Annotated in this window: 21 protein-coding genes and 1 pseudogene; 16 read left to right on the top strand and 6 right to left on the bottom strand. The window is 67.7% G+C overall.

What is annotated here, in order from left to right:
* Positions 1-11: 11 nt before the first annotated feature.
* On the top strand, positions 12-380 hold the full coding sequence (locus tag D105_RS0107620) for a rhodanese-like domain-containing protein (protein ID WP_018878058.1): 369 nt from the start codon (positions 12-14) through the stop codon (positions 378-380).
* A 77-nt stretch (positions 381-457) separates the two neighbouring features.
* Here the strand turns inward: D105_RS0107620 and D105_RS0107615 are convergent, their stop codons facing one another.
* On the bottom strand, positions 458-664 hold the full coding sequence (locus D105_RS0107615) for a hypothetical protein (protein WP_018876426.1): 207 nt from the start codon (positions 662-664) through the stop codon (positions 458-460).
* A 199-nt stretch (positions 665-863) separates the two neighbouring features.
* Between D105_RS0107615 and D105_RS0107610 the strand changes: the two genes are divergently transcribed.
* From D105_RS0107610 to D105_RS15385, 3 genes are all read left to right on the top strand, one after another.
* The gene (locus D105_RS0107610) at positions 864-1,412 is read left to right on the top strand and encodes a glutathione peroxidase (RefSeq protein WP_018878057.1); all 549 of its coding nucleotides are present in this window, start codon (positions 864-866) and stop codon (positions 1,410-1,412) included.
* Between the two features lie 245 nt (positions 1,413-1,657).
* Positions 1,658-3,838, top strand: coding sequence for a catalase/peroxidase HPI (gene katG, locus D105_RS0107605; protein ID WP_018878056.1), 2,181 nt, complete (start codon positions 1,658-1,660; stop codon positions 3,836-3,838).
* 580 nt (positions 3,839-4,418) lie between these two features.
* On the top strand, positions 4,419-4,742 hold the full coding sequence (locus D105_RS15385; RefSeq protein ID WP_018867940.1) for a hypothetical protein: 324 nt from the start codon (positions 4,419-4,421) through the stop codon (positions 4,740-4,742).
* A 238-nt stretch (positions 4,743-4,980) separates the two neighbouring features.
* Here D105_RS15385 and D105_RS0107595 read toward each other — a convergent pair whose 3' ends face one another.
* On the bottom strand, positions 4,981-5,349 hold the full coding sequence (locus D105_RS0107595) for a nucleotide pyrophosphohydrolase (protein WP_018867941.1): 369 nt from the start codon (positions 5,347-5,349) through the stop codon (positions 4,981-4,983).
* A gap of 323 nt (positions 5,350-5,672) precedes the next feature.
* Positions 5,673-6,755 carry a magnesium/cobalt transporter CorA gene (corA, locus tag D105_RS0107590; RefSeq protein WP_018867942.1) on the bottom strand — a complete coding sequence of 361 codons (1,083 nt, stop codon included), beginning with the start codon at positions 6,753-6,755 and terminating at the stop codon, positions 5,673-5,675.
* Positions 6,756-6,937: 182 nt separating this feature from the next.
* Here corA and D105_RS0107585 point away from each other — a divergent pair, with 182 nt between their 5' ends.
* Positions 6,938-7,423 carry a universal stress protein gene (locus D105_RS0107585; RefSeq protein ID WP_018878053.1) on the top strand — a complete coding sequence of 162 codons (486 nt, stop codon included), beginning with the start codon at positions 6,938-6,940 and terminating at the stop codon, positions 7,421-7,423.
* Positions 7,424-7,439: 16 nt separating this feature from the next.
* On the top strand, positions 7,440-7,694 hold the full coding sequence (locus tag D105_RS0107580; protein ID WP_018867944.1) for a Smr/MutS family protein: 255 nt from the start codon (positions 7,440-7,442) through the stop codon (positions 7,692-7,694).
* Positions 7,695-7,799: 105 nt separating this feature from the next.
* Here D105_RS0107580 and D105_RS0107575 read toward each other — a convergent pair whose 3' ends face one another.
* Positions 7,800-8,762 (bottom strand): patatin-like phospholipase family protein, encoded by a 963-nt coding sequence (locus D105_RS0107575; protein WP_018876422.1) that lies wholly within the window; start codon positions 8,760-8,762, stop codon positions 7,800-7,802.
* Between the two features lie 250 nt (positions 8,763-9,012).
* Positions 9,013-9,450: a hypothetical protein gene (locus tag D105_RS0107570; protein ID WP_018867946.1), complete on the bottom strand. Its 438-nt coding sequence runs from the start codon at positions 9,448-9,450 to the stop codon at positions 9,013-9,015.
* Positions 9,451-9,566: 116 nt separating this feature from the next.
* Between D105_RS0107570 and D105_RS0107565 the strand changes: the two genes are divergently transcribed.
* From D105_RS0107565 to D105_RS0107555, 3 genes are all read left to right on the top strand, one after another.
* The gene (locus D105_RS0107565) at positions 9,567-10,043 is read left to right on the top strand and encodes a YbhB/YbcL family Raf kinase inhibitor-like protein (protein WP_018878052.1); all 477 of its coding nucleotides are present in this window, start codon (positions 9,567-9,569) and stop codon (positions 10,041-10,043) included.
* A gap of 193 nt (positions 10,044-10,236) precedes the next feature.
* A complete protein-coding gene (locus D105_RS0107560) occupies positions 10,237-10,497 on the top strand; it encodes a type II toxin-antitoxin system Phd/YefM family antitoxin (RefSeq protein ID WP_018146344.1) in 261 nt (86 codons plus the stop codon).
* A complete protein-coding gene (locus D105_RS0107555; RefSeq protein ID WP_017940358.1) occupies positions 10,494-10,748 on the top strand; it encodes a type II toxin-antitoxin system mRNA interferase toxin, RelE/StbE family in 255 nt (84 codons plus the stop codon). The genes D105_RS0107560 and D105_RS0107555 overlap by 4 nt, the downstream gene beginning before the upstream one ends.
* A gap of 201 nt (positions 10,749-10,949) precedes the next feature.
* On the opposite strand, the gene D105_RS0107550 is transcribed toward D105_RS0107555, so the two are convergent.
* Complete coding sequence (locus tag D105_RS0107550) at positions 10,950-11,882, bottom strand: carbohydrate kinase family protein (protein WP_018878051.1); 933 nt, start codon at positions 11,880-11,882, stop codon at positions 10,950-10,952.
* Positions 11,883-12,275: 393 nt separating this feature from the next.
* Between D105_RS0107550 and D105_RS15195 the strand changes: the two genes are divergently transcribed.
* The 7 genes and pseudogenes from D105_RS15195 to D105_RS0107520 all read left to right on the top strand — a co-directional run bounded on the left by D105_RS15195 (position 12,276) and on the right by D105_RS0107520 (position 20,518).
* A complete protein-coding gene (locus D105_RS15195; protein ID WP_018867950.1) occupies positions 12,276-12,434 on the top strand; it encodes a hypothetical protein in 159 nt (52 codons plus the stop codon).
* A complete protein-coding gene (locus D105_RS0107540) occupies positions 12,431-13,165 on the top strand; it encodes an ABC transporter ATP-binding protein (protein WP_018879781.1) in 735 nt (244 codons plus the stop codon). Before D105_RS15195 ends, D105_RS0107540 begins: the two co-directional genes overlap by 4 nt.
* A 15-nt stretch (positions 13,166-13,180) precedes the next feature.
* Positions 13,181-15,541 carry an ABC transporter permease gene (locus tag D105_RS0107535; protein WP_018878049.1) on the top strand — a complete coding sequence of 787 codons (2,361 nt, stop codon included), beginning with the start codon at positions 13,181-13,183 and terminating at the stop codon, positions 15,539-15,541.
* Between the two features lie 354 nt (positions 15,542-15,895).
* Positions 15,896-16,101, top strand: a pseudogene (locus D105_RS15380) (hypothetical protein).
* A gap of 316 nt (positions 16,102-16,417) precedes the next feature.
* On the top strand, positions 16,418-17,611 hold the full coding sequence (locus D105_RS0107530; protein WP_018878048.1) for an efflux RND transporter periplasmic adaptor subunit: 1,194 nt from the start codon (positions 16,418-16,420) through the stop codon (positions 17,609-17,611).
* 9 nt (positions 17,612-17,620) lie between these two features.
* The gene (gene hrpB / locus D105_RS0107525; RefSeq protein ID WP_018878047.1) at positions 17,621-20,134 is read left to right on the top strand and encodes an ATP-dependent helicase HrpB; all 2,514 of its coding nucleotides are present in this window, start codon (positions 17,621-17,623) and stop codon (positions 20,132-20,134) included.
* Between the two features lie 162 nt (positions 20,135-20,296).
* On the top strand, positions 20,297-20,518 hold the full coding sequence (locus D105_RS0107520; RefSeq protein ID WP_018867901.1) for a hypothetical protein: 222 nt from the start codon (positions 20,297-20,299) through the stop codon (positions 20,516-20,518).
* The last annotated feature ends 3 nt before the right edge of the window (positions 20,519-20,521 follow it).

Raw genomic sequence — 20,521 nt, 5'->3', positions numbered from 1 at the left:
AGGTGATCGCGATGGATTGGAGCCAGTGGCGACCGTTCGGCCGCGTGCCGGAGATGAGTCCGGAGGACCTGGCGCGGGCGCTGGAAAACGCCGAGGTGCAGTTGCTGGATGTGCGTACCGGGGTCGAGCACCGTCGGAGCCGCATCCCGGGTGCCCGCCATCTCCCGATCACGCGGTTCTCCGAGGCGGCGCTGTCCGGCCTGGAGCTGGATCGCGGACGCCCCGTGGTGGCCATCTGCCTCAGTGCACACCGCAGTATCCCGGCCGTACGCAAGCTGCGGGCGCACGGCTACGATGCCCGTCAGCTTCAGGGTGGCATGTTCGCCTGGTGGCGGGCCGGGCTGCCGTGCGAACGAGGCCGCACGGACGCCGGGGAATGAAAGCCGTCCGGCGCGGCCCTTCCGGTCAGGAACCGCGTTTCAGTTCCGTTCGCTGCGGGCGGCCGACCCCGGCCACTTCAATCGGCGTCGTCATCGTCCTGCTTGCCGCCCGGGGTGACGGCGCGTCCCACCGCCCCGGCGGTCTTGCCGGTGGCCTTTACGGTTCCGGTGGTGACACTGACAGCGGCGCTCCCGGCAGTGCCGGCAACCTTCACGGCGGTGCAGCCAGTCGCCAGCGGCAGGATGACGGCAAGCAGCAGGAGCGGGCGGGCGTAGACAATCATCGGCGGAAGCCCTTGTTGATGGTTGCCCACAAGGGTACGCACGACATGCCCGCAAGGCCATGGCCGGCGCGGACAGGCGCTTCGGCCCGGCGGCTGTGCGACGGCATCGCGATCCCGGCCTGGCCGTGACCAACCGGCCTTCCGCAGAACCCGAAGGCACGCCGGTGGTCTGACCGTGGAGGCCCCGTGGAGATGTGTCATGTCCCGTTTCGCGCCCCTGTTCGCCTCCCTGTTGCTGGTGCTGCCGATGGCCTGTGCAAGCGCCACGGAGCCGAATACCGAAGCCCTGTTCCATCACGAGCTGGGTCGCCTGCATTCGTCTGAAGTGATCAACCTGCAGGAACGTTTCCAGGGGCATCCGCTGCTGATCATCAACACGGCCAGCCATTGCGGTTACACCGACCAGTTCGGCGGTCTGGAACAGTTGCACCGCGACTACCGGGACCGGGGGCTGAAGGTGGTCGGCTTCCCTTCCCATGACTTCAATCAGGAGGCCGACGACGAGGCCGAGACCGCCCGGGTGTGCTTCGAGAACTTTGGCGTCACCTTCGACATGTTCAGGCCGATTGGCGTGCGCGGCGCGGATGCCCATCCGATCTTCCGCGAGCTGGCGCGCCAGGCCGACGCCCCGCGCTGGAACTTCTACAAGTATGTGGTGGACCGGGAGGGTCGGGTGGTCGCGCATTTCCCCAGCCAGGCGGGCCCCGGCTCCGCCGAGCTGCGCCGCGCGATCGAGAGCATCCTGTAGCCGCACGCGCCGTGCATTCGCCCGTGGAGAGATAGTGTCGGGCTATCGCGATCATGGTGAATCTCAACTGGCACCAATGACTCGGGCGGCCTACCTTCAGGGGTACACAAACAGCACGCCGTTCTCCGGCTGCAGCCGGGAAGAGGCGGAGAAGGCGTGCGGTCCCCCACGGAAGCCGGCCATCACGAAAGGATAGTGGCTTCCCGAACACGAACACGCTCTACGCAGCGAACAAGGAGAAGGATATGGGTGAGCATCAGAACATGGGCAAGTGCCCGGTCATGCACGGCGGCGAGACGGCCGCGGGTCACTCGGTGATGGACTGGTGGCCGGAATCGCTGAATCTGGACATCCTGCACCAGCATGACCGCAAGACGAACCCGATGGGCGAGGACTTCGACTACCGGGAAGAGGTGAAGAAGCTCGACTTCGAGGCCCTCAAGAAGGACATGCACGCGCTGCTGACCGAGAGCCAGGCGTGGTGGCCGGCCGACTGGGGACACTACGGCGGCCTGATGATCCGCATGTCCTGGCACGCGGCGGGCACCTACCGGATCGCCGATGGCCGGGGTGGTGGTGGCACCGGCAACCAGCGCTTCGCGCCGATCAACAGCTGGCCGGACAACGCCAGCCTCGACAAGGCGCGCCGCCTGCTGTGGCCGCTCAAGAAGAAGTACGGCAACAAGATCAGCTGGGCCGACCTGATCATCCTGGCCGGTAATGTGGCCTACGAGAACATGGGTCTGAAGACCTTCGGCTTTTCCTTCGGACGCGAGGACATCTGGCACCCCGAGAAGGACACCTACTGGGGGGCGGAGAAGGAGTGGCTGGCACCGTCCGACGAGCGCTACGGCGACGTCGAGAAGCCCGACACCATGGAGAACCCGCTGGCGGCCGTCCAGATGGGCCTGATCTATGTGAACCCGGAAGGGGTCAACGGCAAGCCCGATCCGCTGAAGACCGGCGAGCAGGTGCGCGAGACCTTCGCCCGCATGGCGATGAACGACGAGGAGACCGCGGCGCTGACGGCCGGTGGCCATACCGTGGGCAAGTGCCACGGCAACGGCGATGCCGGCGCGCTGGGGCCGGAACCGGAAGCGGCCGATGTCGAGGAGCAGGGCTTCGGCTGGAACAACCCCAACATGCAGGGCAAGGCCACCAACGCCATCACCTCCGGCATCGAGGGGGCCTGGACCAAGAACCCGACCCAGTTCGACATGGGCTATTTCGAGGCCCTGCTCGACCACGAGTGGGAGCTCAAGAAGAGCCCGGCCGGGGCCTGGCAGTGGGAACCGGTGGACATGAAGGAGGAGGACAAGCCGGTCGACGCCACGGACCCCTCCATCCGCCATAACCCGATCATGACCGACGCGGACATGGCGATGAAGATGGACCCGGTCTACCGCAAGTACATGGATGCGTTCCGCAAGGATCCCGAGTACTTCCAGGACTGCTTCGCCCGCGCCTGGTTCAAGCTGATCCACCGCGATATGGGCCCGAAGACCCGTTACATCGGGCCGGATGCCCCGCAGGAGGATCTGATCTGGCAGGATCCGGTGCCGGCCGGCAACACGGACTATTCCGTGGAGGCCACCAAGCAGAAGATTGCCGAGAGCGGTCTCGGCATTGCCGAGATGGTCGCGACCGCCTGGGACAGCGCCCGTACCTTCCGTGGCTCCGATATGCGCGGTGGTGCCAACGGCGCCCGCATCCGCCTGGCGCCGCAGAAGGACTGGGAAGGCAACGAGCCCGAGCGCCTGGCCCGAGTGCTCAAGGTCTACGAGCAGCTCTCCGCCGAGACCGGCGCCAGCGTGGCCGACCTGATCGTGCTGGGCGGCAGCGTGGGCATCGAGCAGGCGGCCCGGGCGACCGGTCACGATGTCCTGGTGCCGTTCATCCCGGGCCGGGGTGACGCCAGCGCCGAGATGACCGACGCCGACTCCTTCGAACCGCTGGAGCCGCTGGCCGATGGCTTCCGCAACTGGCTGAAGAAGGATTACGTGGTCAAGCCGGAAGAGATGCTGCTCGACCGCGCCCAGCTGATGGGCCTGACCGCGCCGGAGATGACCGTGCTGATCGGCGGCATGCGCGTGCTGGGTACCAACCATGGTGGCAGCAAGCATGGCGTGTTCACCGACCGCGAAGGGCAGCTGACGAACGACTTCTTCGTCAACCTGACCGACATGGCCTACGCCTGGCAGCACGCGGGTAACGGCGTGTACGAGGTGCGCGATCGCCAGAATGATCAGGTGAAGTGGACCGCCAGCCGCATCGACCTGGTGTTTGGTTCCAACTCCATCCTGCGCAGCTACGCCGAGGTGTACGCCCAGGACGACAACCAGGAGAAGTTCGTGAAGGACTTCATCACGGCCTGGACCAAGGTGATGAACGCCGACCGCTTCGACCTGGAGCAGTTCCAGCAGTAAGCACGGCCCGAGCCGGGCGGTTCGCCCGGTTCAGATCCAGAGGCGCCCGGGGTTTTCCCGGGCGCTTTTTTTGTTGCGCAGGGTGGAAGCTCTCGGCGCAGGCCCTGACGCCCGCCGGATCCGGCGCCCGGGCTGTCCCGGGAGATCGCCACGTCGCTGCGCTCCTCGCGATCACGGTGCTTCACTGGCCGTCATCGCGAGCTCCCGCGGGGGCTGCGGCCATCCGCAGGTCGTCCCGGGCTCCGGCCGGCATGATCGAGGGTTTGCTGCGGAAGGCGACCTGCAGCAGAAACTCCGGTCAGCGGCCCACTCTGGCGGACGCGTGATCTCGTGCTCCAGAACGGCGGTGTAGCGTCCTGACCGGGTCGTTCCAGCCCATGTGTCGTTTTGCGTCATTGCGGGTGGATGGCGTGTACGCGCCTGTGCGAGAAGTGGATCACGGCGTTTGGCAGAAACGAGACCTTCGTTGCCGGATGTCGTTCTGGCATTCCGCTTGCTGTTCCTTCAGTGCAGTCAATTGAACGCCAGTACGGCCCTGATCGATTGACTGCGATTCGATTCAATCCTGAAGGAGAAACGCATGATGTCGACTTTCCAGAAAACTGCGATCGCGATGGTCCTGGGTTCCATGTTTGCGCTGGGCGGCCTCGGTGCCGCGCAGGCCCAGACGGGTGGAGATGCCGGCGCGGGCGCCGATACCGGAGCCCCTGAAGCCGGTGCTGGCGCTGAAGGCGGTGCGGGTGCGCCCGAAGGTGGCGCGGGCGCCGGCGGCGGTGCGCCGCAAGGCGGAGCCGGCGCGGGTGGTGGCGGCAGCATGGGCGGAGGTGCCGAGGCGGGCGCCGGCCCCATGGATGATGACGACGACGAAGACGAAGATGACGACGAAGGGGCCCCTGACTGGTAAGCCCCACTCCCTCGCCAAGCCGGGCACCCCGCCCGGCTGGCTTCTTTCACGTTCGAACACCCGGCTTGAAACCCGTTCTGGTCGGAGTCCGCAAGCGATCGGGTCTGGCTCACCGCAGGGCCCGCACTCCGAAGGCCTGTGCCCACCCCGGCTTTGCTGAGGCCAAGAGAACCGTGGAGACTCCTGCCAGGGAGATACTTTCCGCGATCTGAAATGGATCGTTGGCCCGGCCTGTGGATTACAGGTCCGAGTATTTGCGGGCGTTGCCGCGGGCCTTGTGCACCGGGTATTTGCGGATGTTGATCTCCAGCTTGTCGCGGGCCGCTTGCAGCAGGTCGATATCGAGCTTGCGGGCCAGCAGCAGGAGGTAGATCTGGACGTCCGCGATCTCCTGGCGTACCGCCTCGTGGGTCTCGGGGGACAGGTGTCGCGACTGTTCCTGGGTCAGCCACTGGAAGTGTTCGATCAGTTCGCCGACCTCGCCCGCCAGCGCCATCGACAGATTCTTGGGCGAGTGGAACTGGGCCCAGTCACGTTCCGCGACGAAGGCCTCCACCCGGGCGGTCAGTTCGTCCAGTTCCGGTGTGCCGCTCGATGGGACGTCCATGGATCCTCCGTTCGGTCGGTGCCGCTGCGTTGCCGGCATCGTAACGGAGTCTGCGGCTGGACGTAATCGCGGCTCCGCGGTGCTAGCTGTGATCTCTCAACAGGTTGTCGCTTGGGGCGCGGCCATGCTCGGAAGGGCAGGGGCAGGCTTCCGGCGGAACGAACAAAGATCCTGTGTTATGCCTTCCGATCTTCATGGCTTCCTGTGAATCGCTTTTGGCAGTTCGCGCGTCGGGGTTTCGGTCTGGAGATCGCCACGGCCGCTTTGCGGCCTCGCGATGACGGGAAGGGGAGAGCGGCGCTGCGATGTTGGGGGCGGGGACGTTATAGCCAGCCGCGGCGGCGGAAGAGGTAGAGCATGCCGAGGACGACGGCGAGCATAAAGCCGAGCAGTACGGGGTAGCCGTAGTAGGTGTAGAGCTCGGGCATGGACCAGGGGCTGTCCGGGTTGTCGAAGTTCATGCCGTAGATGCCGACCAGGAAGGTCAGCGGGATGAAGATGGTGGCGATGATGGTGAGTACGCGCATCACGTCGTTGGAGCGCTGGTTGATCGCGGACATATAGGCCTCGATCAGGGTGGCGGCCATCTCGCGGTAGGACTCCAGCAGATCCATGATCTGGATCGTGTGGTCGTGGGCGTCGCGCAGGTACGGGAAGAGCTCCGGGGTGAAAGGCTCCATGTCGTCGCGCATCAGACGGGCGATTACGTCGCGCGTGGGCCAGAGCTGGCGGCGCAGCACGAGGAGTTCGCGGCGCAGGATATGGATCTCGTTGAGGGTTTGGCGGTCGGGTTGTTCGAGGACGGTTTCCTCCAGCGTTTCCAGGCGCTCGCTGATGTGCTCCAGTACCGGGAAGGCCTGGTCGATGACGGTGTCCATCAGGGCATAGGCGAGGTAGGCGGCCCCCAGGCGATTGAAGTTGCGGTTGGCGCCGCGCATGCGTTCGCGGACCGGGCCGAAGGGCTCATGCTCGCCGCTGTGAATACTGATGACCAGGCGGGTATTCACCACGAACACATTGACCTGGTCGAGTTCGATGTTGCCGTTGTGATGGCGCGGCTGGCGCAGGATGGCGACCAACTGCTCCTCGAAGAAGTCCACCTTGGGGCGCTGGCCCTGGTGGCGTACATCTTCCAGCGCCAGCGGGTGCAGGTCGAAGGCCTCGCCCAGATCGTGCAGCTGACGCGGACTGGGCGCGCCCTGCAGGTGCAGCCAGACCAGGCCACCCTCGTGCGGTTGTGCGCCCTCGCGCAGGGTGCGCTGCGGGTCGAGTTCGACGAGCTGTTCGTGGTGGTAGTGCCAGGCGGAGACGACCGCGTCGCCCGTGTGCGGGTGTTCGGTGGCGTGGACCCCATGGCCGGGGGCGGCGCCGGGCTTGAGGTAGGTCTTTTCGAACAGGCGGGTCATCGCGAATTCCGAACGGATTGTTGTCCCCAGTATAGGGGGCTGGAATGGGGTGCGCGCGGGGGGCGAGTCTGGCAGTCTGGTCGGCGACTGAACGGCCCGGAGCGGGCCGGGTCCCACGGGGGAGAAGCGCAAGTGTGTACCTTAATCAGTGTTTCCCTGGCGGCGTTTCCAAGGAGTGCGGTATGGAATTGAAGACCATGTTGGTGCCAGTGGATGGTTCTGCCAATGCGTGGCGCGCGGTGGAGGTGGCCGCGGACCTGGCGGCCAAGTATCACGCCCGGGTGGTGCTGGCCAGCGTGCTGCTGCAGGGCGAGGTGCCGCCGCATATCCGAAGGCTTTCCGATCTTCCGGACCCGGATGATCCGCCCCTGGCGATGGGTGGCGCGGCGGTCGGCTCCGCGGTGCCGCCGAAGGTGCTGCGGGATATCGCGAAGAAGCTGGTGGAGCAGGCGCACGAATACTTCACCGAACTGGGCGTGACCGACATCGAGCACCATATCGAGGATGGCTCTCCGGCCAAGGTGATCCTGCAGCAGGCCGAGTACCACGACGTGGACATGGTGGTGATGGGTTCGCGCGGGCTGGGCGGCCTGCAGGGGCTGCTGTCCGGCAGCGTGTCGCACAAGGTGCAGCAGCTTGCCCGCTGCATCGTGGTGACGGTGAACTGAGCCCGGCTTTGTTGCGATGTCGCGGTTATCGGTCGATCTGCACGAGTGCTTTCGCAATGGCCGCCGGATCGACGCCGAGCTGAACGGTGCGATCGAGCAGGCCTGCGATAAGCGCATCAAGACGGTAGAGATTATCCACGGCAAGGGCAGCGGGCAGTTGAAGAAGCGCGTGCTGCGTTTCCTGCAGCAGCCGGAGATCAAGGCCCGCTACCACCGTGTGGAGAAGGACTCGAAGAACCACGGCCGGCTGTTCGTGCATTTCAAGCACTGAGCAGGCCGTTCCCTCTTTTCCGCTGTAGGAGGCCAGCCCTCTGGCCGATGGGTTGTGCCGGCGCTGGATCGGCCAGAGGGCTGGCCTCCCACAGGGGGTATGGGCTTACGGCCTTTGGTCGCCCAGCTTGCGCTCGGCGAGTGCATAGCCGAGGTCGATCATCTCGGCGGCGCGGTGGAAGTCGAACACGCCGCAGGCGTTGACCGGGACCTCGATCAGGTGCTCCGGGTTGTAGGCGGCGATACGAAAGCGCGCGATGGTGCCCTGCATGGCCTCGATGGAGTGGGAGACGATGTCGATCAGCCCCAGTGCGCGGGCCTCCTGTTCGCGGCTCAGACTGGGGTCGGTCTCGCCCAGGCCCAGCTTGTCCTGCCAGTCCTGCAGCCAGGTGCCGACCCGGTCGGGCAGGGCCTCGGCCAGGCGGTGATTCAGCAGGCCCCGGCTATCTGGTGCGCCCACGTGCGAGTCGGAAGTCCCGGTGCGTTCGGGGCGGATCAGTTCTTCGCCGACGCGGCCATTCAGGCTGACCGCCAGGGTGATGTCGGTGTCGTCGTTCAGGGTCGGCGCGATCGGGACCGGGTTCAGCAGGCCACCATCCACCAGCAGCCGCCCCTTGTGGCGCACCGGGGTGAACACGGTGGGGATGGCAATGGACGCCCGGATGGCGTCGAACAGGGAACCGGTATTCAGCCAGACCTCGCGTTCGCGCTCGATGTCGGTGGCCACGGCGGTAAACGAGATCGGCAGCTGTTCGATGTCGGTGTCGCCGAGCATGGCGCGCAGCTTCTCGATCAGGCGGTCGCCGCGAATCAGGCCAGCGCCGCGAAAGGAGAAATCCAGCAGCCGCCAGACATCCTGGCGGCGCAAGGTCTTCACCCAGTCCTCGTAGGCGTCCAGCTGGCCGGCCGCGTAGATGCCGCCGACGACCGCGCCCATGGAAGCGCCCGCGATGGAGCGGATCTGGTAGTCCGAGTGTTCCTCCAGCCAGCGGATCACGCCGATCTGCGCCAGGCCGCGGGCGCCGCCGCTGCCAAGGACCAGGGAGATGGACTGGGGCTTTCGCGTCATGGTGGCCGCCGTGCCTGTCTGGGGTGTTGGGGGGAACGCGCCGATCGCTTCGCGGAGCTGCTGTTACCGGTTTTCCTTGAGGATATGTTGGGGGTGTGACGGGATTTTTCCAGCGTAGAGGCTTGGTTCCAACGAATGGGTCTCACGGCAGGGGTTTGCTTGCAGGCGGACGCCCCTGCCGGCGTCCGACTCTGGCCGGGGCTTCGCCTGCAAGCAGGCTCCTACAGGGGGTGGTGTGCGGCGATGGGGGCTATTCGGGGGAGCGGTTCGGGTCCAGGAGGTGATCGTGCAGGGCCTGGGCGGCTTCGCCGGCAGGTTCTTCCACCCGCAGCTGCCAGACGTGGGCCGGGTGATCCGGTGACCATTCGCTGAAGACTACCAGCCCGGTGTACGGGCCGCGCCCGCGGATGGTGCCCAGCGTCAGGCGGCCTTCGGTATCGCCGAACAGGTGCACCTCGAACTCGGGGGCGGGCGGCGGCAGCCTCCAGTGTCCATCGCGGCCGGTCTCGCGGAAAGCTTCGTCGGAGGGTTCGGCATCGTCGCCGAAGTGGCGGCGCAGCAGCGGTACCGACAGCCGGTGCGGGAGGCCCAGTACGGTCTCGATGCCGCTGCGGCCGTGGTCCACCGCCTGGGCGGCGGACTCCAGCGGGTCGCGTGGGGCCAGCCATTTCTGCAGAAGTTTGCGCATGCCGGGATGATCCGCATGCCGGCGCCGGTCTGCAAGCGGAGATGGTCGCGTGACGGCTTGGAGGGATGCGGCTGTAGGCGTTACCGTGCGGGCAGGTCACTCAAAAGGAGCCAGTCATGGGTTTTGCACTGTCCGAGATGCAGCTGTCGAGTTCCGCGTTCGGCCCCGGCCAGCCGATCCCCAAACGCCATAGCGGGGAGGGCGAGGACACCTCGCCGGCGCTGCAGTGGCACGGCGTGCCGCAGGGTACCCAGTCGCTGGCGGTGATCTGCCACGACCCGGATGCGCCGCTGATCCAGCCGGGCACTTATGGCTTTGTGCACTGGGTGCTGTACAACCTGCCGCCGGATCTGGATGGCCTGTCCGAGGCAACCGATCTGGGCGCGACGGGCCAGACGGATTTTGGTCGCACCGGCTATGGCGGGCCGATGCCGCCCGAGGGCCACGGCAAGCATCACTACTTCTTCTGGCTGCTGGCGTTGGACGCCGACCTGCAGCTACCGCCGGGGTTGACCCTGTGGCAGTTCCTGGAACACGCCGAGCCCCACGTGATCGGCATGAATCGCCTGGTGGGTACCTATCAGCGGGGCTGAGGCCTTGTAGGAATGTCTTGTGGGAGCCGGCTCGCCGGCGAAGCCCCTTCCAGAGTCGGAAGCGGGCAGGGGCATTCGCGTGCAAGCACGCTCCCACAGGGGCCCTATCCTGCTTGTGACGGTTCGGTCTTGACCGGGTGGGGCGGCGGGCGCACGATATGTACCACTTTATGTACGTTTCGGGTAACTGGCGATGACGACGCTGACCGCTACCGAGGCCCGCAAGGGTCTGTTTGACCTGATCAAGGGCGTGAACGAACAGCACGCGATCTACCACATCCGGCATCGCAACGGCGATGCGGTGCTGATGTCGGAAGACGAGTACGCCAGCCTGATCGAGACCCTGGAACTGCTCTCGGAACCCGGCTTTCGGCAGGAATTCGAGCAGGGCCGCCGCGAGGCGGATGAGGGCGATACGCTGGGATTCGAGGAGGTGTTCGGGGAGAAGCAGTGACCTGGACTATTCGGTTCACCCGTCAAGCCGAGAAGGACTTGCGGCGTCTGACGCCGAAGCTGCGTGACAAGGTGAAGCAGATCCTGCGCAACCGGGTGGCGGTCGACCCGTACTGTGGCAAGGCGCTGGTTGGTGATCTGCGCGGATACTACTCCCTGAGGATCAGCTACAAGGACCGTCTGCTGTACACGATTCGGGACGAGCAGTTATTGGTGATCGTGATCCGGGCGCGTACGCATTACGGCGAATAGCCTTGTAGGAATGTCTTGTGGGAGCCGGCTCGCCGGCGAAGCCCTGCCAGAGTCGGGCGCAGGCAGGGGCTTCGCGTGCAAGCACGCTCCCACGGGGGCAGGGGGCGGAGCGGATGCCATCCACAAAAAAGGCCCGGCCGAGGAAACTCGGGCCGGGCCTTTTGCGTTCCCGGGCGGGTGCCCGGGGCGGCGTGAGGTCGCTTAGTAGCGGTAGCCGAAGGCCTTTTCGAACTTGTCGGCGAACTCGTCGGCGGTGAAGTGGTGGTTCTGGGTGCCGGAGTGGGCGATCTTGATCGAGCCGATCAGCGAGGCGATGCGGCCGGTGGTCTCCCAGTCGTAGCCCTTTTCCAGGCCGAACAGGATGCCGGCGCGGTAGGAGTCGCCACAGCCGGTCGGGTCCTTGATTGCGGCCGGCTCGACCGACGGGATGGTGATCTTCTTGCCGCCGGTGTAGATGTCGGAGCCGTCGCCGCCACGGGTGACGATCATCGCGTCGACCATCTCCGCCAGCTGCTCCATGCTCATGCCGGTGCGATCGGCGGTCAGCTGCGCCTCGTAGTCATTGAACGCGGCATAGGTGGCGTTCTCCATGAAGCGCTTCAGGTCGTCGCCGTCGAACATCGGCAGACCCTGGCCCGGGTCGAACATGAACGGGATGCCGGCGTCGGCGAACTGCTGGGCGTGCTCGATCATGCCGTCACGGCCGTCCGGGGAGACGATACCGACCTTGATGCCGTCGGCGTCGGTCACCTTCTGCTGGTGCGAGAAGCCCATCGCGCCCGGGTGGAAGGCGGTGATCTGGTTGTCGTCCTGGTCGGTGGTGATGAAGGCCTGACCGGTGTAGGTGTCCCGCAGCTCCTTTACGAACTTGCGCGAGATACCGTGCTTGTCCATCCAGTCGGCGTAGGGGGCGAAGTCGCCTCCCACGGTGGCCATCACGGTCGGGTCCGCGCCCAGCAGCTTCATGTTGTAGGCGATGTTGCCGGCGCAGCCGCCGAACTCGCGACGCATGTCCGGGACCAGGAAAGACACGTTCAGCATGTGCACCTTGTCCGGGAGGATGTGGTTCTTGAAGCGGTCGGGGAACACCATGATGGTGTCGTAGGCCATGGACCCACAGATCAGAGCGGACATGTTGACTCCTTGCGTTGTTGAAACGGGTTGGCGTGGCGTCCGAAAAAGACGGCACAGCGGCCTGGCGGCGCGCGATTTCGGGGTTCGCTGCGCGCCCGCAACAGGCCGGACGGTGCGCATAGGGTAAATATTTGGGCGCAAAACAACAAATCGGGTACTCGCGCGACGTCGTTCGTACCACCGTCATCGCGAGTCGCGAAGCTCTCGCTCCCGTCATTGCGAGGAGCCGAAGGCGACGTGGCAATCGGCCAAAGTTGTCTGTACGCAGGAACAGGCGGCTTCGGATGGAGATCGCCACGTCGCTTCGCGACTCGCGATGACGGGAGCGGGGCAGCGCCGTGACGGGGGCTTTGTGGCAGCATGGAGCTATTGCCGCGAGCGAGGGCCTGTCCGATGAAACCACGCGTACTGATCCCGATCCTGATCATCCTGCTGTTGCTGCTGAGCCTGTGGTCCATGAGCCTGGACGGCGAGGGCGGCATCCTGCCAAGCGCGCCCGAGCCGGGGGCCGCGGCGCTGCCGACCACGCACGTGGTGGCCGCCCCCGCATGAGCGCCTCCCCGGCCCCCGTGGCCACACGGGAGGTGATCTTCCGTGCGGCGGGGGTGACCAAGGTCTACCGCATGGGCGAGGTGACCATTCACGCCCTGCGCGGGGTGGACCTGGAGCTGTACACCGGCGAGCTGGTGGTGATGCTGGGGGCCTCGGGCTCCGGCAAGTCGACGCTCCTGAACATCATGGGCGGGCTGGATACCGCGACCGAGGGCGAGGTGCGCTACCGCGACCAGGACCTGGCGCAGGCCTCCGAGCGCACTCTGACGACCTTTCGCCGTGACCATGTCGGCTTCGTGTTCCAGTTCTACAACCTGATCGCCAGCCTGACCGCACGCGAGAACGTGGCGATCGTCACCGAGATCTCGCGCGACCCGATGCCACCGGAGGAGGCGTTGGCGCTGGTCGGGCTGGAGGACCGCATGGACCACTTCCCCTCCCAGCTCTCCGGCGGCGAGCAGCAGCGCGTGGCCATCGCCCGCGCGATCGCCAAGCAACCGGCGGTGTTGCTGTGCGACGAGCCGACCGGTGCGCTGGACTCGAAGACCGGCATCCGCGTGCTGGAGGCCTTGCAGCACATCAACGAGCGCTTGGACACGACGGTGGCGATCATCACCCACAACGCGGTGATCGGCGAGATGGCGGACCGGGTGATCCACCTGAGCGATGGGCGCGTGAGCGAGATCCACGAAAATGCCACGCGCCAGTCCCCGGCCGAGCTCCACTGGTAGCGACCGCGGCCGACCATGCGCGCCCTGAACCGCAAGATCCTGCGTGATCTCGGCCACCTGAAGGGGCAGGCGGCCGCGATCGCGCTGGTGATCGCCAGCGGCGTGATGACGCTGGTGATCGCCGTGACCAGCCTCGATGCTCTCACGATCACCAAGGACCGCTTCTACTCGGAATACCAGTTCGCCGACGTGTTCGCGGAGATCAAGCGCGCGCCGGAGAGCGCGGTGGAACGCTTTCGGGATACGCCGGGGATCAACCAGATCGAGACCCGGGTGCGGGCCCCGGTGCGCCTGGAGGTCGCCGATTTTGACGATCCCATCCGGGGCACCGTGCTCTCCATACCCGACGGAGGCGAGCCACTGCTGAACCGGCTCTACCTGCGCGAGGGGCGGCTGCCGGAGGCCGGTCGCGAGCGCGAGGCGGTCGTCAGCGAGGCCTTCGCGGAGGCCCACGAGCTGCGGGCCGGCGACTCCCTGCGCGCGATTATCGACGGGCGCCTGACCGATCTGCAGATCAGCGGCATCGCGCTGTCGCCGGAGTTTGTCTATCAGATCAGCCCCACCGACCTGCTGCCGGACTACGAGCGCTACGGCATCCTGTGGATGAACCGCCGCGCGCTGGCCGCCGCCTACGGCATGGAGGGAGCATTCAACTCGGTGGCCGTGAGCCTGGAGGCAGGCGCGGATCCGGCCCCCGTGATCGAGGCGATGGACCGGGAACTGGCGCGCTACGGCGGCATGGGGGCCTATGGCCGCGACGACCAGTTCTCGCATCGTTTTCTGTCCGAGGAGCTGACCCAGCTTCGGGCGCAGGCGGCGATCCTGCCGACCATCTTCCTGGCCGTCGCGGCCTTTCTGCTGAACGTCGTCGTCGGTCGCATCATCCGCTCCCAGCGCGAGCCGATCGCCGTGCTCAAGGCCTTCGGCTACGGCAACGGCGCGATCGCCGGGCACTATGCCCTGCTGACCGGCGGCATCGTGCTGGTGGGCTGTGCGCTGGGCCTCGCATTCGGGGCCTGGGCCGCGCAGGGGCTGGCCGGGATCTACGCGGAGTACTTCCGCTTCCCCGAGATGAGCTTTCGTCTGCAGGGCTGGGTGATGGTGCTGGCCGTGGGCGTGGCCATGGGCGCGGCCATGCTCGGCACCTTCCGCGCGGTCTGGCAGGCGGTGCGCATGCAACCGGCCGAGGCCATGCGCCCGCCGGCCCCGGAGCGTTTTCACCGCGGCTGGCTGGAGCGCTCGGCTGCCTGGGGCGCGTTCGACCAGCCGACCCGGATCATCCTGCGCAACCTCGCGCGCCACCGGCTCAAGTCCGTGCTGTCGGTGATCGGCATCGGTCTGTCCGGCGGTCTGCTGCTGATGGGCGCCTACCAACTGAACGCGGTGACCCAGATGCTGGACACCCAGTACGGGCAGGTGCTGCAGATGGACATCGACCTGCAGTTCACCGACCCGGTGCCGGCGCGCGCGGCCGGCGAGCTGCGTCACGAGCCGGGCGTACTGGCGGTGGAGGCCTTCCGCGCGGTACCGGTGCGGCTGATCGGCGTGAACCGCGAGGAGCGCGTGCGCCTGCTGGGCCTGGATGCCGAGCCGCGCCTGCGGCAACTGCCGATGGGCGGCGGGCGCGGCCGACTGCCCGACGAGGGCATCCTGCTGACCGACTACCTGGCCGAACAGCTCGGGCTGCGCGTGGGCGACCCGGTGGAGGTAGAGATCCTGGAAGGCCGTCGCCGCACGGTCACGGTGCCGCTGGCCGGTGTGGTAGAGGAACCCATCGGTGTCGGCGCCTATATGTACCGCCCGGCGCTGAACCGCCTGATCGGCGAGGGTCCGGCGGTCTCCGGTGCCTGGCTGCTGACCGACCGCGCACAGGAGGATGCGCTGTTCCGCAGCCTGTCCGACCGCCCGCGGGTCGCCAGCGTCGGACTGATCGCCGAGGCCGAGCGCAACATCCGCCAGTACATCGGCGAGACCGTCATCGTGTTCGCGATGGTGTTCGTCGCGCTGGCCGTGTCCATCGCCTTTGCCGTGACCTACAACAACGCACGCATCACCTATGCCGAGCGCGCCCGCGACCTGGCCACGCTGGAGGTGCTGGGCTACTCGCGCGGCCAGGTCAGCTGGATCCTGCTGGGCGAGATCGCGGTGCTGACCCTTGCCGCGATCCCGGTCGCCTGGCTGACCGGAACGGGCTTCGCCTGGCTGCTGAACCAGGCCTTTGCGATGGACCTGTTCCGCGTGCCGCTGGTGATCACGCCGCAGGCCTACGGTTTCGCCGCCCTCGGCATCCTGGTCGCGGCCAGTCTGACCGCCTTCCTTGCGTGGCGGCGCCTGCAGCAGCTTGACCGCGTGCAGGCCCTGAAGGCGGCGGAGTAGCGGTCGCTATTGCCCGCCTCTTTGTGGCTGGCCCTGGTTCGGCATCCGGTGTTTACGGTGGTTCCGGTCCGCTGCCTGCCGAGCGCTGACTCGCCAGCGCGCCGCGAGTTACTTCTTTGCTCGTGCAAAGAAGTAACCAAGAAACACGCCCGACTGCCGCGACCCCGGCCCGCTGTGCGGGCCGGGGTTTCCCTCGCTCCGAGGGTTTTCGCGGGCGGCGCTGAACTCGCTACGCCTTCGGCTCCGCTCAGACATCCAGCGCCTCTGATCCCGCGAAAACCCTCTCCACTCGGCGCGACGACAACGGGGGGGTCAAGGTCAAGACAACGGTGGTCCCGACGGTCTTGCCAGTAGGTGAAGGCTGGGTCTTCGGACATCTTGGGCACGCACGGCCTTTGGCCGTTGCGTGCCGCGCCCGCCAGCGGGCGCCGGGGGCTTTCAGGCGGCAATGCATAGGGTCAGACAGGAATGTTGGACTAGCTCCTGTTTTGACCTTCCTCCCCCGTATGGAGCCCCTCGCGGAGGGCGTGATGGGTCGGGAGAAGGCGCTGGATGTCTGAGCGAAGCCGAAGGCGTAGCGAGTTCAGCGCCGCCGGCCCAGCGCGTCCGGAGCGAGGTTCCCGGGCGAAATCCGGGTGCCCTTCTTTGGGTCCTTTCTTGGGCAAGCAAGAAAGGACCTCGGGGCGCGCTGGCGAGTCAGCGCCGGGCAGTATGTGGACCGAAGGCACCGTAAACACCGGGGGACGAACCAGGACCAGCCTCACAACGGTTGAGATGAACGGTAAGTCAGGTGATAACCGATATGCGTCCAGCGCGATCTGCGCCACACCGGGTGATGGGGAAGCGCCGGATGGCGGGATTTGCGAGACTGACGCTATGGCGATGAAAAAGCGAATTACGGTTGGGCTGATCGTGCTGGCGGGGGTGGCCGCGCTGGTCTGGGCGCTGCGCCCGCAGCCGGTTCCGGTGTCGCTGACCACGGTCGAGGCCGGCCCGTTCGAGGAGACCGTACGCGAGGAAGGCCGCACGCGGCTGCGCGACACCTTTACCGTGTCGGCGCCGATCGCCGGCTTCCTGCATCGCGTCGAGCTGGAAGAGGGCGACGCAGTCGAGCTCGGCGATACGCTGTTCCGTATGGAGCCCCTGCCGACCCCGGCACTGGATGTGCGCTCGCGCGAGCAGGCGCGCGAGAACCTGGCGGCCGCGCGGTCGCGCCTCCAGAGCGCCGAGGCGAATCTCGAGAACCTGCGGGCCGAGGCGCGCTTCGCCGAGTCCGAGTACCGCCGGCACCAGGAGCTGTTCGAGCGCGGGGCGGTCTCGGCCACCGAGGTGGAGCGTATGGAGACCGCGCGTGACCGCGCGCGCTCGGCGGTGCGCGCCGGCGAGTCCGCGGTGGAGGTCGCGCGCAGCGAGATCGAGGGGGCCCGGATCGTGCTGGAGATCGCCAGCGGCCAGATGCCGGAATCCGAGGCCGAGACCCTGTCCGTGCGCTCGCCGGCCTCGGGGGTGGTGCTGGAGCGCTATCGCTGCTGCGAGGGCACGATCGGGGCCGGCGAGCCGGTGCTGGTCGTGGGCGATCTCGACGATCTCGAGGTCCAGGTGGACCTGCTGTCGATGGACGCGGTGCGCGTGGTGCCGGGCATGCGCGTGCGCCTGACCGACTGGGGCCGCGATGCGGAGCTCGAGGGCACCGTACGCCGGGTGCAGCCGTTCGGCTTTACCAGGATCTCCGCGCTGGGCGTGGACGAGCAGCGCGTGCCGGTGATCGTCGACCTGGACGCGGTGGAGGCACGCATGGCCGGACTGGCGGTGGGCTACCGCGTGGAGGCCGAGTTCCTGCTGTGGGAAGGGGACAACGTGCTGCAGGTCCCGACCAGTGCGCTGTTCCGGGACCGCGGCGAGTGGTCGGTGTTCGTGGTCGAGGACGGCCGTGCCGAGCCGCGCCGGGTCGAGGTGGGGCGTCGCTCGGGTTTCGCCACACAGATCCTTGAGGGCCTGGAGGCGGGCGAGCGTGTCGTCACCCGCCCGGGGGACCGGGTGCGGGCCGGCACGCGGGTTACCGAGAACTGACCGCTGTAGATGGCCACAGAGTTGAATGAGGCGCCGCAGGCCCGGGCGCTGGAAGATCTGCTAACCCCCCTGGATGCCGCGCTGCAGACGCGCGGTGCCGCCGTGCTGGTGGCCGAACCCGGTGCCGGCAAGACCACCCGCGTCCCGCTGCATCTGGCCGCCTCCAGCCCCGAGGATCGCGTGATCGTGCTGCAGCCGCGCCGGCTGGCCGCCCGCATGGCGGCGACCTACATGGCCGGGCAGCTCGGTGAAGCGGCCGGGCAGACGGTCGGCTACCGCGTGCGCGACGAGCAGAAGGTCTCGGATCGCACCCGGGTGGAGCTGGTCACCGATGGCCTGTTCCTGCGGCGCATCCAGGGCGACCCGCTGCTGGAAGGTGTCGGCACCGTGGTCTTCGACGAATTCCACCTGCGCCGGCCCGAGGCCGAGCTGGCGCTGGCCTTTGCCTTGCAGGTGCGTCGGCTGCTGCGCCCGGAGCTGCGCATCGTGGTGATGTCGGCGACCCTCGACGACGAGGCCGTGGCGCGGCTGCTGGCCGGTCCGGAGGGGGATGCCGTGCCGGTGCTGCGCGCGCGCGGGCGGCAGTTTCCGGTCGAGGTCCGTTATGTCCCGACGGCGAAGGATGCGCCGCTGGCCGACGGCGTGGCGCAGGCGGTGCGGGACGCGCTGGCGGCGGAGACGGGCTCGATCCTGGTCTTCCTGCCCGGCGAGCGCGAGATCCGCGAGGTGGCCACGCGGCTGGGCGAGGAGATGGATACCCCTGCCGGCCCGGCGCAGATCGCGCCGCTGTTCGGCCGGCTGCCGGCGCAGGAGCAGGCCCGGGCCGTGCGCCCGGCGCCCGCGGGCGAGCGCAAGGTGGTGCTGGCGACCGACATCGCCGAGACCAGCCTGACCATCGAGGGCGTGCGCGTGGTGATCGACGCGGGGCTCTCCCGCGAGCCGCGCTTCGATGCGGCGACCGGGCTCTCGCGGCTGGTGACGCTCCCGGCCTCGAAGGCCGCCGCCGAACAGCGGGCCGGGCGTGCCGGTCGCACCGAGCCCGGCGTAGCGATCCGCCTGTGGTCGCGGGTCGACGAGGTCGCGCGCCCGGACTACGCGACCCCGGGGATGCAGCAGGTGGACCTGCTGCCGTTGGCCCTGGAGCTGGCCGGTTGGGGCGAGGCGGTGGCCGAGCTCGACTGGCTGGAGCCGCCGCCCGCGCAGGGCTTGGCCTCCGCGCAGGCCGTACTCGCGGAACTGGGTGCGGTGGATGCCGACGGGCGGATGACCGGGCACGGCCGTGCCCTGCTGCGCCTGCCGACGCACCCGCGCCTGGCCCACATGCTGTTGCGGGGCCGGGAGCGGGGGCTTGCGCGCCTGGCCTGCGAACTGGCGGTGGCCGTGGAAGAACCGGGTGTGGCCGGGCCGGAGGCGCCGCTGGAGCTGGGTGCGCGCCTGGAGCACGCGCGGCGCTCGGGTAGCCGGGTCTGGCAATCCGGCCTGCGGCGTCTGGAACAGGCGCTGGCACGAGTCGGGGAGCGCCCCGCGGGTACGGAGGCGGCACTGGACGAAAGCACGGCGCTGGGCGTGCTGGCGGCGCTGGCCTGGCCGGAGCGTATCGCGCGTCGCCGCGGCGAGGTGGCCGGGCGCTTCGTGATGGGGAACGGCCGCGGCGCGTGGCTGCCGGAGCGCGAGCGTCTGGCGCATGCCGACTACCTGGTCGCGGTGGATTGCACGGATGCCGACCGCGAGGCCCGCATCCGCTGTGCGGTGATGCTGGACCTGGCGGCACTGGAGCAGGAGGCCCCGGAGCTCTTCCACCGCGAGATGCGCTGCGACTGGGTGGAGGATGGCTCGCGGCTGGAAAACGCGCGGGTTCGGCGGATCGGCACGCTGGTGGTGGAGCGGCAGATGGTCGTGCTGGACGATCCCGCCGCCACCATCCCGCGCTGGTGCGAACGGCTGCGCCGCGAGGGCCTTGCGCTGCTGCCCCGGGATGACGCGGCGACCCAGCTGCGTGCGCGCATCCAGCTGCTGCACGAGACCCTGCCCGCGGCCGGTTTTCCGGATCTGCGCGACGCTGCGCTGCTGATGACCCTCGAGGACTGGCTGGGGCCGTATCTGGCCGGGATCACGCGGCGTCGGGACCTGGAGCGGCTGGATCTGGCGGCGATCCTGCGCGCGCGACTGGACTGGGACCACCAGCAGCAACTGGAGCGGGAGGCACCGGCGCGGATCGAGGTCCCCTCCGGCTCCGCCCACCGGATTGATTACACGCAGGACCCGCCGGTGCTGGCGGTCAAGCTGCAGGAGCTGTTCGGCCTGGACGAGACACCCCGGGTGGCGGGCGGCCGCGTGGCGCTGGTGCTGCACCTGCTGTCGCCGGCGCGGCGTCCGGTGCAGGTCACCCAGGATCTCGCCAGCTTCTGGGAGAACGGCTATCCGGAGGTGCGCCGCGAGCTGAAGGGGCGCTATCCGAAGCACCCCTGGCCGGAGGATCCGTGGAATGCGCCGGCCACGCGGCATACGAAGCGGCGTGGGTAGCAGGCCCGGGTTTGGCGGGGGCTTCGCCTGCAAGCAGGCTCCCACAAGCGTTCTGCCCGCCAGGGTTGCGGGGCAAAGGCGCGGCCGTCATCAGAGAATGCGGAGGGTGGCGTTCTCGGGTAGTGTCGCGTTCAGTGCCGTCCGACGAGGAAGCGAACCGCGATGCTGAAGTTCCTGACCGTGATCCTGATCCTGCTGTTTGTCTGGTGGCGGGTGTCGCGCTGGATGGATGTGCGCCGCCGCCGCGCGCAGGGGGAGGATGTGTCCTACCAGGTGGACGTCAAGGGGTTTCGGCCGATCACGGTGCTCAGCATCATCTTTCTGATCCTCTACGGCGGCTACGTGATCTGGTTTGCCCTGACCGAGTGGGCGGATCTGCTGTAGCGG

The organism is Thioalkalivibrio sp. ALE28 (genome assembly GCF_000377425.1).
In the GTDB taxonomy this organism is placed as follows: domain Bacteria; phylum Pseudomonadota; class Gammaproteobacteria; order Ectothiorhodospirales; family Ectothiorhodospiraceae; genus Thioalkalivibrio.
Note: the sequence above shows the minus strand (reverse complement) of the source record. Positions and strands in the feature narration are given on the sequence as shown.

Coding starts and splice junctions, on each gene's coding strand:
- D105_RS0107620 (WP_018878058.1), top strand. CDS start 12: ATGGATTGGAGCCAGTGGCGACCGTTCGGCCGCGTGCCGGAGATGAGT.
- D105_RS0107615 (WP_018876426.1), bottom strand. CDS start 664: ATGATTGTCTACGCCCGCCCGCTCCTGCTGCTTGCCGTCATCCTGCCG.
- D105_RS0107610 (WP_018878057.1), top strand. CDS start 864: ATGTCCCGTTTCGCGCCCCTGTTCGCCTCCCTGTTGCTGGTGCTGCCG.
- katG (WP_018878056.1), top strand. CDS start 1,658: ATGGGTGAGCATCAGAACATGGGCAAGTGCCCGGTCATGCACGGCGGC.
- D105_RS15385 (WP_018867940.1), top strand. CDS start 4,419: ATGATGTCGACTTTCCAGAAAACTGCGATCGCGATGGTCCTGGGTTCC.
- D105_RS0107595 (WP_018867941.1), bottom strand. CDS start 5,349: ATGGACGTCCCATCGAGCGGCACACCGGAACTGGACGAACTGACCGCC.
- corA (WP_018867942.1), bottom strand. CDS start 6,755: ATGACCCGCCTGTTCGAAAAGACCTACCTCAAGCCCGGCGCCGCCCCC.
- D105_RS0107585 (WP_018878053.1), top strand. CDS start 6,938: ATGGAATTGAAGACCATGTTGGTGCCAGTGGATGGTTCTGCCAATGCG.
- D105_RS0107580 (WP_018867944.1), top strand. CDS start 7,440: ATGTCGCGGTTATCGGTCGATCTGCACGAGTGCTTTCGCAATGGCCGC.
- D105_RS0107575 (WP_018876422.1), bottom strand. CDS start 8,762: ATGACGCGAAAGCCCCAGTCCATCTCCCTGGTCCTTGGCAGCGGCGGC.
- D105_RS0107570 (WP_018867946.1), bottom strand. CDS start 9,450: ATGCGCAAACTTCTGCAGAAATGGCTGGCCCCACGCGACCCGCTGGAG.
- D105_RS0107565 (WP_018878052.1), top strand. CDS start 9,567: ATGGGTTTTGCACTGTCCGAGATGCAGCTGTCGAGTTCCGCGTTCGGC.
- D105_RS0107560 (WP_018146344.1), top strand. CDS start 10,237: ATGACGACGCTGACCGCTACCGAGGCCCGCAAGGGTCTGTTTGACCTG.
- D105_RS0107550 (WP_018878051.1), bottom strand. CDS start 11,882: ATGTCCGCTCTGATCTGTGGGTCCATGGCCTACGACACCATCATGGTG.
- D105_RS15195 (WP_018867950.1), top strand. CDS start 12,276: ATGAAACCACGCGTACTGATCCCGATCCTGATCATCCTGCTGTTGCTG.
- D105_RS0107540 (WP_018879781.1), top strand. CDS start 12,431: ATGAGCGCCTCCCCGGCCCCCGTGGCCACACGGGAGGTGATCTTCCGT.
- D105_RS0107535 (WP_018878049.1), top strand. CDS start 13,181: ATGCGCGCCCTGAACCGCAAGATCCTGCGTGATCTCGGCCACCTGAAG.
- D105_RS0107530 (WP_018878048.1), top strand. CDS start 16,418: ATGGCGATGAAAAAGCGAATTACGGTTGGGCTGATCGTGCTGGCGGGG.
- hrpB (WP_018878047.1), top strand. CDS start 17,621: ATGGCCACAGAGTTGAATGAGGCGCCGCAGGCCCGGGCGCTGGAAGAT.
- D105_RS0107520 (WP_018867901.1), top strand. CDS start 20,297: ATGCTGAAGTTCCTGACCGTGATCCTGATCCTGCTGTTTGTCTGGTGG.